General features: G+C 52.2%; 10 protein-coding genes. 3 read left to right on the top strand and 7 right to left on the bottom strand.

Annotated features, from left to right (window positions below):
• The 3 genes from VLA04_06610 to VLA04_06600 all read left to right on the top strand — a co-directional run.
• The coding region (locus VLA04_06610; protein ID HSI21326.1) for a hypothetical protein at nucleotides 1-805 on the top strand (805 nt) is incomplete at its 5' end.
• Between the two features lie 119 nt (nucleotides 806-924).
• A complete protein-coding gene (locus VLA04_06605) occupies nucleotides 925-1,104 on the top strand; it encodes a hypothetical protein (protein HSI21325.1) in 180 nt (59 codons plus the stop codon).
• 174 nt (nucleotides 1,105-1,278) lie between these two features.
• On the top strand, nucleotides 1,279-1,485 hold the full coding sequence (locus VLA04_06600) for a hypothetical protein (protein HSI21324.1): 207 nt from the start codon (nucleotides 1,279-1,281) through the stop codon (nucleotides 1,483-1,485).
• A 70-nt stretch (nucleotides 1,486-1,555) separates the two neighbouring features.
• Here VLA04_06600 and rpsL read toward each other — a convergent pair whose 3' ends face one another.
• The 7 genes from rpsL to VLA04_06565 all read right to left on the bottom strand — a co-directional run.
• Complete coding sequence (gene rpsL / locus VLA04_06595) at nucleotides 1,556-1,963, bottom strand: 30S ribosomal protein S12 (GenBank protein HSI21323.1); 408 nt, start codon at nucleotides 1,961-1,963, stop codon at nucleotides 1,556-1,558.
• 8 nt (nucleotides 1,964-1,971) lie between these two features.
• A complete protein-coding gene (gene rpoC / locus VLA04_06590) occupies nucleotides 1,972-5,721 on the bottom strand; it encodes a DNA-directed RNA polymerase subunit beta' (GenBank protein ID HSI21322.1) in 3,750 nt (1,249 codons plus the stop codon).
• Nucleotides 5,722-5,723: 2 nt separating this feature from the next.
• Nucleotides 5,724-9,125 carry a DNA-directed RNA polymerase subunit beta gene (locus VLA04_06585; protein ID HSI21321.1) on the bottom strand — a complete coding sequence of 1,134 codons (3,402 nt, stop codon included), beginning with the start codon at nucleotides 9,123-9,125 and terminating at the stop codon, nucleotides 5,724-5,726.
• A gap of 120 nt (nucleotides 9,126-9,245) precedes the next feature.
• On the bottom strand, nucleotides 9,246-10,241 hold the full coding sequence (obgE, locus tag VLA04_06580) for a GTPase ObgE (GenBank protein ID HSI21320.1): 996 nt from the start codon (nucleotides 10,239-10,241) through the stop codon (nucleotides 9,246-9,248).
• A 111-nt stretch (nucleotides 10,242-10,352) separates the two neighbouring features.
• Nucleotides 10,353-11,345, bottom strand: coding sequence for a LysM peptidoglycan-binding domain-containing M23 family metallopeptidase (locus VLA04_06575; GenBank protein ID HSI21319.1), 993 nt, complete (start codon nucleotides 11,343-11,345; stop codon nucleotides 10,353-10,355).
• A 143-nt stretch (nucleotides 11,346-11,488) separates the two neighbouring features.
• Nucleotides 11,489-13,276 (bottom strand): translation initiation factor IF-2, encoded by a 1,788-nt coding sequence (infB, locus tag VLA04_06570; GenBank protein ID HSI21318.1) that lies wholly within the window; start codon nucleotides 13,274-13,276, stop codon nucleotides 11,489-11,491.
• Nucleotides 13,277-13,339: 63 nt separating this feature from the next.
• A partial coding sequence (locus VLA04_06565) for an NUDIX domain-containing protein (protein HSI21317.1) occupies nucleotides 13,340-13,710 on the bottom strand: 371 nt, incomplete at its 5' end.

Raw genomic sequence — 13,710 nt, 5'->3', positions numbered from 1 at the left:
CCTGCAGACACGGTCTGTTCGTGTGCACGGCAGTAGCAGGCATCTCACGGGAGATGTCCGCGCTATCGAGATCACTTCTTACAACACCATCCATCTCATCGTCCAGCCTGGCGACGCCAAATCGCGCCGCCGCTGTGACCTAACTCCTCCTCCCGGTACCAACCTGGAATACGCCTTTAGTAAACTCCGCCCTGCCGTAGCGCCAGAAGCCCTTGGGGCTGATGACGAAACGGTAGCCCTGGTAGACCGCATGAATACCATGCTGGATCCCAAGGAGCCCCGCGCAACAAAGCTGGTTCATTCCGCGAACCGTGCTGATCAGCGGGCTGAGAAGCACGCCGCCAAGTTCTTCCGGTCCCAAGCTTTGCGCATGGAGTTCATCCGCGAAATTGCTGACCACCTTGTGGAGGACGCCATAAAGGCTTCGCTCTGCAATGCAGTCATGCTGAGTATGTGGCTCAAGCGTTATGGCACCCGGTCTACACTACCCCTGAAGATGCTGCGCACTGCGCTCATCGTCGACGCCCAGCTAGTGACGCCGGCTGCTGATGGCGTCCACTACCTCACCGAGGAGGGTGATACCTACCTCCAGCAGCTCCTCGAGGAGCGCACTAAGCTCGCACTGCGCCAAGCAGAGTCTCAGCGGGTCATAGCGAGGCGGGCGGCAATTGTTGCCCAGCGCAATCGTGACCGTGCGCACCAAAAGTACCTGGCCTCCGAGCAAGCGCTCGCAGAGGCCAACCAGCGCCTGGCAGATGCCGAAAGCGAGCTAACCAAGCTCACCCAGGGCTTTGGTTCCTACTAGTTCCAGACCCCCGTCATGCGGGGGTCTTTTTTAACTCAATTCCCGCAGTCTCAAACCTCTTACCTGGTTGACAATTCGGCAGAAATCCGCTATAGTCCCCCTCGGACAAAGGTGAATATGTGAAACAAAACATCGCGTACGGCATTCTTGGTGTAGCTGGGGTTCTGATCCTTATCTGCATCGCCATCAGCCTGATCGGACGAGGTGGAACTAGCGCCTGGATAATCTCCATGGTGTGCGGGCTCATCGGGTTCATCCTCCTCTTACTCGGCGGCTTTGCAGTCTTCCTAACGAGTTAATGGGCCAGCTAGACTCTTTACCCAGGGAGCATCGAGAGATGCTCCTTTTCTTATAGAAATATTTGCAACAAAGAAGAGCCCCTCTCGGGGTTCTTTTCATAACGCATTGTGACTCAGCCAGACCTAAAGTACATTGACAAACCAGGTTAGATATGCTATAGTTCTCGCAATAATATGATCCGAAATACACCTTCGACATTTCTGGCAGTTTGCGCAGTTTGGCTTGGCGGATTCGCCTTCTTGGTAACCCCAACTTTGCTCCGTGTTGATATGGACCCCTCCATACGAGCCGAGTTATCGTTCACCGCCTATGCCGCCGCCGCTATCTTCCTGATCGGCGCTGCAGTTCTCACACGTCTCATGCGGAAACACCGCAGGTAATGAAAGGCTCCGACTGGAGCCTTTTTACATACAAAAAAGACCTCCTTTCGGAGGTCTTTTTCTTTAGGCATTACGCCTTCTTCGTACCGTACTTGCTACGGCTCTTCTTCCGATCCTTAACACCCTGGGCGTCAAGCTTTCCACGAACAATGTGGTACTTAACACCTGGAAGGTCTTTTACACGTCCACCGCGTAGGAGTACTACGGAGTGTTCCTGCAAGTTGTGACCTTCACCAGGAATGTATGCCCAGGTTTCCATGCCGTTGGTTAGACGGACACGCGCCACCTTACGTTGAGCCGAGTTCGGCTTCTTTGGGGTAACGGTGGTAACCCTGGTACACACACCACGCTTCAGAGGAGCGTTCAGAGGAACTGGACGCTTCTTGAAGGTGTTGAAGGTGGACTTAAGGACTGGTGCGTTAGGCTTACGCTTCGGGGTGACGCGTGGCTTGCGCAGCAACTGATTAATTGTAGGCATTACAGAGTTTAGTTCTTGAGGGACTGATCGTAACCAGTACCAGCGGGAATGAGCTTACCAATAATTACGTTTTCCTTCAAGCCACGAAGCTCATCGCGCTTGCCCATAACGGCAGCGTTGATCAATACACTCGTGGTTTCCTGGAAGGAAGCGGCGGAGAGGAAGCTCTTGGTCCAAAGCGATACACGGGTAATACCCAAGAGTAGCTGCTCGGAACGGATCTTCATCTTATCGGCCTCATGGCGGATATCAGGCAGATCGACCGTCTGTCCTGTAATGTAGGTACTCTTGCCTGGGTCGGCAATCTGAACCTTAGACAACATCTGTCGAACAATAATTTCGATGTGCTTGTTGTTAATGCTCTGACCCTGGGAGAAGTAAATACGCTGCACTTCACTTACGACATATCGCTCAACGGCTGCACGACCACATAGGTGGAGGAGCTGCTGGAGTTCGATGTGCCCTTCTGTGATTGGGTCACCCCGTAGTACGGTGTCACCACTCTCAACCATAACGGAAGCGGAAGCAGGCAATGTATAAACACGCTCATCCTTCTCGCGGGCCGTAATGGTAACAACACCCTCTTCAATCGCCACTTTTCCGTGAACGGTAGCACGCATGCTGCCAAATTCTTCGGACTGTGCAACGATGTCTTTCACCTGAGCGGTATCCCCTGCAGCAACAATTACCTTGAATCCGGCTGGCAGGTTAATAACCTGCTTGGCTGGCTCCTTGGAGGTAATGGTGACAATGGTTTCCTCAGGACGCTCATCCACTACCACTTTTCCTTCAATCTCAGCTACAACAGCTGGGGTCTTAGGTGAGCGGGCTTCAAAGAGCTCTTCTACACGAGGTAGACCTGAAGTAATGTCTCCACCTGTCTGAGCAACACCACCCATGTGGAAGGTCTTCATGGTGAGCTGTGTACCAGGTTCACCAATGGCCTGTGCAGCGATAATACCAACAGCCTGGCCATGTTCAACGAGCTTACCAGTTGCCAGGTTGTTACCGTAGCACTTCTGGCAGATACCCCACTTGGCTTCACAGTAGAGCGGTGAACGGACTGTTACCTGCTCAAGCGAAGACGCAGCGAGCTTCTGACCAACTTCCTCAGTGATGAGGGTGCCGGCTGGAATGTCGAGGTTTTCACCATGGGTGTAGCGACCAATGAGAGCAGTCTCAAACGCTTCACCAAGGGTTACCTGGTCAGCACGGTAGAGAACAATGCCCTTCTTGGCCTTACAATCGTCCTGCGCAACAACCACGTCCTGCGCTACGTCTACGAGACGGCGGGTAAGGTACCCAGCGTCAGCTGTACGGAGAGCGGTGTCGGCACGTCCCTTACGGGAACCGTGAGTGGAGATGAAGTACTCGAATACGGACAAACCTTCTTTGAAGTTGCTCTTAAGAGGAATCTCAATAATACGTCCAGAAGGGTTTCCTACGAGACCTTTCATACCAGCAATCTGGTTGATGTTGGTGACGGCACCACGGGCACCAGATTTGAAGATTGTCATGATTGGGTTCAAATCGTGGAACCCGCGCATTACTTCTTTTTCCAGCTCCTTGGTTGTGTCAAACCAGGTTTCAACAGTCTTAACGTACTGCTCATCGCTCGTAATAAGACCACGGCGGTACTGCTTATCAACTTCGGCAAGCTTGTCTTCTGCACGGGCAAGGAACTCGCCCTTAGTGGAAGGCACAACGATGTCAGAAAGTGAGAAGGTTACACCAGAACGCTCTGCATACTTGAAGCCGATGTTCTTTAGGTCATCTACAAACTCTGCGGTACGAAGGGTGCCAAGCTCGTTAAAGCTGCGCTGGATAATCTTGGCGATTGCCTTCTTATCCATGGCCTCAACCTGGTAGCCAAGCTCTTCTGGGACGATCTCATTGAAGAGGACCTGTCCGACAGAAGTCTCAATAAGTTCACCTTTAATGGAAACTTTAACCTTGGCGCGAAGCTCAATGATCTTCTCGTTGTAGGCAAGAATTGCTTCTTCCTGACTAGAGAAGGCCTTGCCCTCACCCTTCAGGCCATCAACCACTACGGTCATGTAGTACGCACCAAGGATCATGTCCTTAGTAGGTCCTACGATAACTTCACCGGAAGCAGGCTTAAGGAGGTTACGACTCGAAAGCATAATCTCTTGCGCCTCTTTCTGGGCTTGCTTGGAAAGCGGTACGTGCACGGCCATCTGGTCACCGTCGAAGTCTGCGTTATACGCGGTACAAACGAGCGGGTGAATCTGGATGGACTTACCTTCAATGAGTACCGGCTGGAAGGCCTGGATACCCAAACGGTGAAGGGTTGGGGCACGGTTTAGCAGTACAAAGTGATCTTTGGTGATGTCCTCAAGGATATCCCAAACAAATGACTCACCGCTCTCAATGAGGCGGGTAGCATTCTTCACGTTGTGTACGTACCCACCGGCAATAAGCTTACCAATAACGAATGGCTTGAAGAGTTCCAAAGCCATCATCTTAGGCAGACCACACTGGTGAAGCTTCAGGTTAGGACCAACTACGATAACGGAACGGCCAGAGTAGTCGACACGCTTACCGAGTAGGTTCTGACGGAAACGTCCCTGCTTACCACGAAGCATGTCGGACAAGCTCTTCAGCTTGCGCTTCATACCAGTAGAGGCAGCAGCGGCCTTACCACGGCGTGCAGAGTTGTCGATGAGGGCATCAACAGCTTCCTGCAACATGCGCTTCTCGTTCCGGGTAATAACCTCAGGAGCACCAGAGTTAAGGAGCTTCTTCAAACGGTTGTTACGGTTGAGAACGCGGCGGTAAAGGTCGTTCAGGTCAGAGGCTGCAAAGCGACCACCGTCCAGCTGCACCATAGGGCGAAGGTCTGGTGGGATAACAGGCAGGCGGCCAAGTACAAGCCATTCAGGCTTAATGGCGGCTACCTTTAGGTCGGTATACAGCTTCAAGCGACGAAGCACCTTGCGGCGGTTGATTGGGGACGCGGTGCGTGCCTCAATCTTCAGCTCTTGGATGCCGTCTTCTAGAACGATGCTCTCGAGGAGGTCCTTGATGGCTTCTGCACCAATGCCTACACGAACGATAGCTCCGTAGCGGAGGGAAAGCTCATGGTAAGCAAGCTCAGAGATAACCTGGTTGCGGTGAAGCTTCTCAAGTTCAGACTTAGCCTCTTTGAACTGGGCATCAACCTGCTGCAGCTTAAGAAGGTCATTACCCTCAAGCTGGTCAGCCTTGGTTTTGTCACCAAGTAGCTGGGCCTTAAGTTCCTTGTATTCGCCATCAAGCTGCGCCAAGGAAGCGGCACGTACGTCTTCGTCTACGCCAAGGATGACGTATGCGGCAAAGTAAATGATCTTCTCAAGGTCAGAGACGGACATATCAAGCAAGAGTCCCAGGTTTGATGGGATGCCTTGTACGTACCAAATGTGTGCAACCGGAACAGCGAGGTCGATGTGACCCATGCGGACGCGGCGGACAAATGACTTAGTAACTTCTACGCCACACTTGTCACAAACAACGCCCTTATAGCGGATCTTTTTGTACTTTCCACAGTAGCACTCGTAGTCCTTAGTAGGACCAAAGATGCGTTCACAGAAAAGTCCGTCACGCTCAGGCTTCTGAGTACGATAGTTGATAGTCTCAGGCTTTAGGACCTCACCGTGGGACCAGCTCAGAATAGTATCTGAACTAGCGACACGGAGCTGGACGGCCGTAAAGTCGTTCGTCTGCTCAACAAGATCGTTCGTCTTTAACATGTTAGCCATAATTATTCAGCCTCCTCTTCAGTTTCGGTTGGCACCTCTTCTTCTAGGGACGCGCCGATCTCAGTGAGCTCTTCGTCGAGCTGCTCCTCAGCTGGCACTACTTCCTCTTCAAAGTCGTCTCCGTCTTCCTCTTCCTCGTCCATGTCGTCGTCGCTATCAGGAATAGCATGGGCCGGAGTTGGCTTAACAGGGACCTTTGGCTTCTCAACAGGCTCAATCATCTCACCGTCCTCAGTAATAAGGTTGACCTCTAGGCCAAGACCCTGGAGCTCACGTACAAGTACGTTGAAGGACTCTGGGATAGATGGCTTCTGGATTTCCTCACCACGGATGATGGATTCGTAGGCCTTGGCACGTCCAACGGTATCGTCAGACTTAACCGTCAGCATTTCCTGGAGGGTGTGGGCGGCACCGTAGGCCTCAAGTGCCCATACTTCCATTTCACCAAACCGCTGACCACCCATCTGCGCCTTACCACCAAGTGGCTGCTGCGTAATCATGGAGTAAGGACCAACGGAACGGGCGTGCATCTTGTCATCGACAAGGTGGCTTAGTTTCAACATGTAGTTGATACCAACCGTCACGGTCTGCTCGTAAGCCTCACCGGTGCGGCCATCGATAAGCTTAACCTTACCGTCTTCAGGTAGGTCAGCCTTCTTCAATTCAGCGCGGAGCTGTTCGTCAGTAATGCTGGTGAATACTGGTACGGCAACTTTCTCACCGTTCTTGGCAGCGGCCCAACCAAGGGTCGTTTCCATAATCTGACCAAGGTTCATACGGCCGATTACACCAAGTGGGTTAAGTACCATGTCGATAGGAGTACCATCTTCAAGGTATGGCATGTCTTCCTCGGCCACAATGATGGAAATAACACCCTTGTTACCGTGGCGTCCTGCCAATTTGTCACCTACAGAGATCTTACGCATCTGGGCGATGGTCACTTCTACAGACTGGAATACACCAGTAGAGAGTTCGTCACCGTTGTCCTTGGTAAAGATCTTAATGCCGATAACCTTACCGCGCTCACCGTGAGGAAGGCGAAGTGAAGAGTCACGGACATCTTTGGCTTTTTCACCAAACACTGCACGAAGCAAGCGCTCTTCAGCAGTTAGCTCGGTTTCACCCTTAGGAGAAATCTTACCGACGAGAATATCGCCAGATTCAACTTCTGCACCAATGAGGATGATTCCCTCTTCATCAAGGTTGCGAAGCGCTTCTTCACCAACGTTTGGAATGTCACGGGTGATCTGCTCAGGACCGAGCTTGGTATCACGGACATCCATGGTGTACTTCTCAATGTGAATTGAGGTGTAGTTGTCATTGCGGAGCAAGCGCTCAGAAATGATCACGGCGTCTTCGAAGTTGTAACCACCCCATGACATGTACGCTACGAGAACGTTCTGTCCAAGGGCTAGCTCACCGTTGTCAGTAGCAGAAGAGTCAGCGATAGGATCGCCTTTCTTTACTTTCTGGCCAAGGTCAACGTTTGGACGCTGGCTCATCAGGGTTCCCTGGTTTGAGCGAACAAACTTCTGCAGGCGGTAGCCATGCTGTACACCCTTACTGTCGGTAACAACGATTTCGTCTGCAGAGACTGCAGTCACTTCGCCGTCAACTTCTGCAAGTGTAACGTGGCCACTTTGGCGTGCTGCGTCACCTTCTACGCCGGTTCCCACAACTGGGGAGTCTGGGCGAAGGGTAGGAACAGCCTGACGTTGCATGTTCGATCCCATGGAGGAACGGGCAGCGTCGTCTTGCTCAAGGCCTGGGATGAGGTTGGTAGTAATGGAGAAGGCCTGCTTAGGAGAAACGTCAACGAAGTCGATTTTCTCGGTAGCATCAATGCTTGGCGTACCATACTTACGAACGGTTGCGCGCTTCTCACCAAAGGTTCCGTCCTCGTTGATGATTACGGAAGCAGGGGCGATAACGTACTTTTCTTCTTCGGCAGCGTCCAGGTAGACGATCTCGGAAGAAACTACGCGCTTACCATTCTTTTCCACTACCTTGCGGTATGGGGTCTCAATGAAACCGAAGTCATTTACGTTGGCATAGGATGCCAGGTACTGTACCAGACCAATGTTTGGTCCTTCTGGGGTTTCAATAGGACACATCCGGCCGTAGTGGGAGGTGTGTACGTCACGTACTTCAAAGCCTGCACGCTCACGGGAGAGGCCACCCTGACCTGTAGCGGTCAGACAGCGCTTGTGTTCAAGCTCTGCGATTGGGTTGGTCTGGTTCATGAACTGGGAAAGCTGGGACGATGCGAAGAATTCCTGCAGGGCAGCCACGATTGGGCGGCTGTTTACCAGCTGTGAAGGGGTAACAGTCTCAATTTCAGCAACTGACATACGGTCACGAACGTTGCGCTCAAGGCGCACCATACCAACGCGTACACGGTTCTGAACCAACTCACCTACGGAACGGACACGACGGTTGTACAAGCTGTCCATGTCATCAGCCTTAGCACCTTTGGTGTTATTGAGGCGGATGATTTCCTTGACGATCTCTACGATGTCCTGAGGACGAAGAACACGGTCTTCCTTGGCATTTTTAGTATCCAAGCCAAGGCGCTTGTTCATCTTGTAGCGGCCAACTGCACCCAAGTCGTAGCGCTTTGCGCTGTAGAAAAGGGCTTCAAGGAAGGCGCGAGCGTTGTCCTTAGTAGCTAGGTCACCTGGGCGGATGCGCTTATAGACCTCTACGTAACCCTCGTCCTGGTTCTCAGCTGGGTCCTTATCAAGGGTGGCGTCGATGTACTGGTGGTCTGGGTTGGTATCAACATCAGTAAACAAAGCCTTAATCTCTTCGCTGCTGCTGTAGCCAAGGGCACGAAGGAGGGTTGTTACTGGGATACGGCGCTTACGGTCTACCTTAACGGAGAGCACGTCGCGGCTGGAGGTTTCAAACTCAAGCCATGCACCACGGGAAGGGATAAGTTTAGCACCAAAAAGCTGGCGGTCTGCACCCTGTTCAGAGGTGAAGAGTACGCCGTAGGAACGGACGATCTGTGAAACAACAGCACGTTCAACACCATTGATGATGAAGGTACCGTTCTTGGTCATGAGTGGGAACTCACCCAAGTAGACGTCGTTTTCTTTTATTTCGCCGGTTACCCGGTTGGTCAGCACGGCTCGGACTTTGAGCTGTGCCTTGTAAGTCATGTTTTTGTCCCGAGCTTCGTCAGGCGAAAGCTTAGGCTCATCAAACGCAAATTCCCGGAATTCTAGCGCCAATGCTTTGGCGGTAAAATCTTCAATTGGGTTGATCTCATCGAGAAGTTCTCGAATACCCTCAGTAAGAAACCACTCGTACGACTTCAGCTGAACCTCGATGAGGTTTGGGAGCGGGAGCACCGTGGTCTCACGACCAAAGTTACGCCGCGACGCAATAGCAACAGCCATAGGCTTTGTTCCTAGGTTAGCGGATGGATACTATTCAATGCGCCTTACTTCTTTGCGGAGGACCTGGCTTCTTTTTTGCAAGCAGAGAGGACACAAAATGTGCTCTATAACTCTACCAGGTTACAGGAACAAGGTCAACAGGTTCTGGACACCCTGGTGGGTAGCGGCTGAAATAACGTGAACTGGCTTGCCAATGAGCTTGCTGAAAGCCTTCTGTTTTTCTTCCATTTCTTCAGGAAGGATCAAGTCGGCTTTGGTGAGGACGATAATCTCTTCTTTGGTGGCAAGTACTTCGCTCCACTGGGTCAGCTCACTGCGGATGACCTCGTAATTAGCCTGGAGTTCCTCTAGGGGGACATCGGCAGCAATACAGTGGAGGATTTTCTTGGTGCGCTCCACGTGCTTGAGAAACTTAACGCCAAGGCCCTTGCCGTCGCTTGCGCCCTCAATAAGACCTGGAAGGTCGGCAACTACTACGCTGCGCTCATCTTCCTTCTTTCCCATGGTCACTACGCCAAGCTGAGGCTCGAGGGTTGTGAAGGGATAATTAGCAATCTTTGGCTGGGCAGCAGAAATAACCGAGAGCAATGTAGATTTGCCAGCATTTGGCAGCCCTACAAGGCCGATATCGGCAATAAGCTTAAGAACCAGCTTGATCCGCAACTTACCGCCAGGAAGGCCTGGGTTGGCGCGCTTAGGAGCCTGCTGGATGGAAGACTTGAAGTGCCAGTTACCCCATCCGCCATTACCGCCCTTGGCGATAACCAGGCGCTCACCCTCAGCAAGAATTTCTGTCAGGAGCTTCCACTCCCCGTCTTCCTGCTCAACATAGATTTCTGTGCCAAGTGGAACCTGACACTCCTTGTCTTCACCGTCGCGGCCGCTGGAACGCGAATGCCCGCCAATTTGGCCGTTTTCAGCTTCAATACGGTCTGTATGAGTTAGGTGCGCGAACGCGTGGAGGTTTCCCCTACCCACAATAATGACGTCGCCGCCTTGCCCACCATCGCCGCCATCTGGGCCGCCATACGGTACATATTTTTCACGACGAAAGAGGGCAGCACCATCGCCACCCTTTCCGGCAGAAATATTGAGTTGTTTTTCGTCAACAAACATAAGGACTTATATATACCTGATATTTGTCTCGAAGTCGAGTTCTCTAGGCCAAGCTAGAAAACCTTTCCTTTTCCGAGGAGCATGCGAGCGAGGAAAGTGACCGCACCTCTCCTAGATCCCGTAGTTGCCAGGGTTGCGTGGCACCCCGTTTACGCGAACTTCAAAGTGAAGGTGAGGACCTGTTGAACGGCCAGTATTGCCGCTATAGCCAATGATGTCGCCAGCTTCGAAACAATCACCGGCAGAGATACCCTTAACGAAGCTCTTCATGTGGGCGTAGAGAACAGTTACGCCACCCCCAATGTTGAGTACAACGCGGTTACCATATCCACCATTCCAACCTGAGCCAGCAATGACTACGCAGCCATCATCAACGGCATAGAGAGGCGTGCCCTGCGGTCCGGCGTAGTCCTTACCTGGGTGGGAAAGGCTGAAGCCTTGGGAGGTATAGTTAAGACCTGGCATAGGGTGGCGCAGCTTGCGGCTGGAGCTCGTTGCAACAGCTTTTACAGAAGTAGCGACAGATGCCTTCTTCTCCGTAACCTTCTTAGCCACTACCTTGTCCTGCTTTTGCTGACGCTCCGCCCATTCCTTGTCGAGGTCTGCATCTGAAGCATCCACGTTAGGGATGGTAATCTTGTCCTTCTCTTTAAGGAGGTCAATGTCGATATCCTTGTTGGCAAGAATAATACTCCCCATACGAAGGCCATAGGTACTGGCAATGGAGGTAAGGGTTTCACCCTTTTGTACAGTGTGCTCGCGCAACGAATCAGGCACGGAAGTGGCAAGACCACCCGTGTTCTGTCCAGCAAAGGAGATGCTAGCTAGATCATCTTCAGTCTCAGCAGCACGAAGCGTGTCGAGTTGAAGATAATTGCTCAAGGTAAATGCTACGCGCTCGGCGTCATTTACACTTTGAGGGGTTACCCGCAGCTGATAGGCAGCATAGAGGTCTGCACTAAAAGCGGTGGTAAGAAATATGGCGACACATACCGGAATAAGAGCCGGTAAGCGACGTGGGATCGAATTTAGGATGACGCTAATGCGTCGGGTGAGGTGTAGCGCCTTCCGCCCTAATGGACTGGGAGGCTCCTCAATTTGCATAGAAATATATACCTCCGTGGGTACAGCAGATGCCCTCTACTACACAAACATTGGTGTTTTAAAGCTTTACTACTATAGCCAAAAGACGCCCTTAGCACAAGGCTTAAGGGCGTCTTCACAAACTTTTTGAACGTGCTACTAACCTAGAGGCCGAGCGGTTTCTTCTGCTTTTCAAGCCTATAGAGGACCACGGTATCGCCCTCTTTGATGTCGGTAACTTCGCCAGTTAGGTCTAGCTCAATACCACATTCTGAACCCGCGAGGACCTGACGAACTTCGTCTTTGCCACGGCGAACGGTGATCAGCTTGCCTTGTGCCAGTACCTCTTTGCCACGCATTACCTTGACCAGCTGCTTAGGGGTCAGCGTACCGTCTTCTACACGGCCACCTACTACAACTCGCTTGCGGTTATCCCGGAAGCGGGCAAGGATCTGAAGTTTGGCCAACTCCTCTTCAATGGTGATTTCTGGCATGAGTTCGGCTAGAGCGCTGCGGATTGCATCGAAAAGTTCGTAGATGACGCTGAACAGCGTAACGCTTACCTTCTCACGGTCTGCCAACTGCTTTACGGCAGAAGGAATGCGGACATGGAAGCCAATGACCGGGGCCTTGGCGGTAGACGCCATAGTAATGTCACCTTCTGAGATATCACCAATGCCGTCAGATACTACGCGGACTTCGACATCCTCATTCTTCATGACGGAAACCTGGTCCCGGATAGCCTCAAGTGATCCCTTGGCATCTGCTTTCACAACCAAGGTAAGAATTGTCTTCTGTCCTTCTTTTTGGCCAGCACTCTGAATGGCAATGGTTTGACCCGCGGCGCGTTTGGCGCTTTGAGAACGGAGGAAGGTGCGCGCAGCCTCTTTGGCATCACGCTCAACTTCAAACACCATCATCTGCTCGCCAAACTGTGGCACACCGGAAAGGCCGGAGATTTCCACTGGCATGGAAGGCGTGGCTTCGTTAATACGGCGGCCACGGTGATCAGTCAAAGTACGGACACGGCCGGAAACATCACCCATAGCAACATAGTGGGTTGTCCGAAGCGTGCCGTTCTGGATAAGCACCGTAGCAACAGGGCCAACACCAGGCTTAAGGTTAGACTCTACCACCACGCCTACAGCTGGAACGTCTAAGTTTGCCTTAAGCTCACGGAGGTCTGTAGAGAGAAGGATCATTTCCAAGAGGTCATCCAGACCTTCGCCGGTCATAGCAGAGACGGGAACAGTAATTGTCTTACCACCCCAGTCTTCTGGGACCAGGTTATGTTCAGCAAGCTGGGCCTTCACCTTGTCCAGGTCGGCTTCTGTCTTGTCAATTTTGTTGATGGCAACCAGGACGGGCACCGACATGGCACGGGCGTGGTTGATAGCCTCAACTGTCTGAGGCTTGATACCGTCATCGGCTGCCACCACAAGCACTACGAGGTCAGTAATGCGTGCACCGTGACGACGCATGGCTTCAAAAGCAGAGTGACCTGGGGTATCCAGGAAGGTAATGACACGCTTTTCGCCACCGGCCTTTGGGGCAATCTCGATCTGGTATGAGCTGATGTGCTGGGTAATGCCACCAGATTCACCGCCAGCCACGTTGGTGGAGCGGATCTTATCCAAAAGTGAGGTCTTGCCGTGGTCAACGTGTCCCATAATGGTCACAATTGGTGGCCGGGTAGTGACTTCTGAGGTATTTGAGACCATGTCCTCTTGGCGGATCTGTTCCTGGCTAGGATCGATTTCGCGCTCAACAAGGATGCCAAAGTCATCGGCGACAATGGCGGCGGTGTCAAAATCGATGTCCTCGTTAATGGTGGCAAGCACGCCAAACTGCATCAGCTTCCCAATAACCAAGGTTACGGGCTGATTAAGGGCATCAGCAAGCTGCTTTACCGTTAGGACACCAGGGATTTTTACTGCGGTTTGCTCGGGCATAGAAAAAAAGAGATCAGGTCTGTGCTTCTTGGTTATACCACAGATAAGGTATGGGAGCCAGATCTAGGGCGTAGGCTGAATCAGGGAGGTGAAATCGAAGCCCCCTTGCTGCAAATGAAGGAGTGGCAGGAAGAGTGGCTCTGGCAAGTTGGTCAGGGGGAACCACTGCCAGTTGTCAGTTATCTCATGGTCCAAATTGGCAGGCTCACCCTCATCGTACGTGCAGGTAAGGTGGATGGTGACAAAGTGGGTGTCTTCAATAGCAAAGTAGTCGTTGGTAACCGCTATAAGGCGTACGTCCTTTACGGTAAGGCCCGTTTCTTCCTTTGTCTCGCGTATTGCGGTCTCCACAAAGCTTTCTGCCCACTCCACATGGCCACCCACCACGCCCCAGGTATGTGAACCGTGTGCATTCACACGCTTGCCACAAAGGA

The sequence above is a fragment of the Verrucomicrobiia bacterium genome, from assembly GCA_035460805.1.
Classification (GTDB): domain Bacteria; phylum Patescibacteriota; class UBA1384; order CAILIB01; family CAILIB01; genus DATHWI01.
Note: the sequence above shows the minus strand (reverse complement) of the source record. Positions and strands in the feature narration are given on the sequence as shown.

Bases quoted from the DNA above. Each gene is read 5' to 3' on its own strand.
- VLA04_06600 (HSI21324.1), top strand. From the start codon at position 1,279: ATGATCCGAAATACACCTTCGACATTTCTGGCAGTTTGCGCAGTTTGG.
- rpsL (HSI21323.1), bottom strand. From the start codon at position 1,963: ATGCCTACAATTAATCAGTTGCTGCGCAAGCCACGCGTCACCCCGAAG.
- rpoC (HSI21322.1), bottom strand. From the start codon at position 5,721: ATGGCTAACATGTTAAAGACGAACGATCTTGTTGAGCAGACGAACGAC.
- VLA04_06585 (HSI21321.1), bottom strand. From the start codon at position 9,125: ATGGCTGTTGCTATTGCGTCGCGGCGTAACTTTGGTCGTGAGACCACG.
- obgE (HSI21320.1), bottom strand. From the start codon at position 10,241: ATGTTTGTTGACGAAAAACAACTCAATATTTCTGCCGGAAAGGGTGGC.
- VLA04_06575 (HSI21319.1), bottom strand. From the start codon at position 11,345: ATGCAAATTGAGGAGCCTCCCAGTCCATTAGGGCGGAAGGCGCTACAC.
- infB (HSI21318.1), bottom strand. From the start codon at position 13,276: ATGCCCGAGCAAACCGCAGTAAAAATCCCTGGTGTCCTAACGGTAAAG.